This window comes from Oleiphilus sp. HI0061, from assembly GCF_001635675.1.
This window is the reverse complement of sequence record NZ_LWFE01000094.1, coordinates 1-966: the sequence shown is the minus strand read 5'-3', so window position 1 is coordinate 966 and position 966 is coordinate 1. Positions and strand designations below refer to the sequence as shown.

General features: G+C 46.2%; 1 protein-coding gene and 1 pseudogene. Both read right to left on the bottom strand.

Annotated features, from left to right (window positions below; all coding sequences use genetic code 11):
• A pseudogene (locus A3735_RS31655) lies at positions 1-236 on the bottom strand (microcin ABC transporter permease); the annotation flags it as partial.
• A partial coding sequence (locus A3735_RS01195; protein ID WP_231882319.1) for an ABC transporter substrate-binding protein occupies positions 236-966 on the bottom strand: 731 nt, incomplete at its 5' end. The pseudogene A3735_RS31655 and the gene A3735_RS01195, both read right to left, overlap by 1 nt.

Here is a 966-nt window from a genome sequence, read left to right as displayed (position 1 = left end):
GCACCATGGTATTTAGAGGAGCTGCCAGAGCTGCTAGAACTTGAGGTGTTGGTAGATAGCTCTCCGCTACCGCCGCCTAAACGGCTTTGAACGTCTGAACCCATTCCCTGAATCTGTGCGAGCATTCGCTCAACGGGGCCGCCGGGTGCTGCTTGCACGATAATGAAGTTTAAGAGCATGATACCGAGTAGTGTCGGTATCATAAGAAGAAGTCTGCGAAGAATGTAGGCGCTCATTACTTACGGAACCACCACGTATCGATCGCTACTCCGGATTTGGGGGAAATTTCAGGTCTCGCAAGGCTCTTAGTGTAAGCGATACGCTCAACCGGGTTATACCAGTTAGGTATTACGTAGTGCCCGTGTAGTAGAACTCTGTCGAGAGCACGAGTTCGATTAACTAAAGACTTTCTGTCTGGCGCACTGATGACAAGATCAACAAGCTTATCCACGACAGGGTCTTGTATTCCGGCAATGTTTCTAGAACCCTGCGTATTGGCTTTTGATGAATGCCAGTATTCTCTTTGCTCGTTACCTGGTGAATTTGACTGACCAAAACCACCAACCATCACATCGAAGTCAAAAGAGCGGCGGCGATTTATATACTGGGTAGTATCTACGACGCGGATACCGGCTTCAATTCCAAGTTTTTCAAGATTTTTAATAAAGGGTTGTACTACACGCTCAAAGTCTTTCTGGAATAATAAAAACTCGAATGAAAAGGGCTTTCCGCTCTGCTTATTTGTCAGCTTGCCATCCTTCACAGACCAGCCTGCTTCTTTCAGTAACTTGATGGCTTTCCTTAAATTTTTTCGCAAGCTTGCAGGTTTTTCTGTGCTAGGTGAACGGTATTCACTTGTAAAAACAGATGATGGAAGTTGGTCTCTAAAGGCTTCAAGGGTGCTTAGCTCTTCACCAGTCGGCAAGCCCCGCGAAGCGAGTTCAGAGTTCTCAAAATAACTATTAC